2 tRNA genes are annotated in these 250 nt (G+C 49.6%); both read left to right on the top strand.

What is annotated here, in order from left to right:
- Nucleotides 1-77 precede the first annotated feature (77 nt).
- Nucleotides 78-150 (top strand) — tRNA-Phe (locus CD034_RS06770).
- A gap of 11 nt (nucleotides 151-161) precedes the next feature.
- Nucleotides 162-237, top strand: a tRNA-His gene (locus CD034_RS06765).
- Nucleotides 238-250: the final 13 nt, after the last annotated feature.

Raw genomic sequence — 250 nt, 5'->3', positions numbered from 1 at the left:
AACACGCCTGCCTGTCACGCAGGAGATCGCGGGTTCGATTCCCGTCGAGACCGTCATTACTTTTGACTTATGATTAAGGTTCAGTAGCTCAGTTGGTAGAGCAATGGATTGAAGCTCCATGTGTCGGCAGTTCGATTCTGTCCTGAACCATTTACACTTTGGCGGTTGTGGCGAAGTGGTTAACGCATCGGATTGTGGTTCCGACACTCGTGGGTTCGATTCCCATCAACCGCCCCATAATCGTTATTAA

Origin of the sequence: Staphylococcus hominis subsp. hominis, assembly GCF_002901845.1 — a bacterium.
Lineage (GTDB): Bacteria > Bacillota > Bacilli > Staphylococcales > Staphylococcaceae > Staphylococcus > Staphylococcus hominis.
Note: the sequence above shows the minus strand (reverse complement) of the source record. Positions and strands in the feature narration are given on the sequence as shown.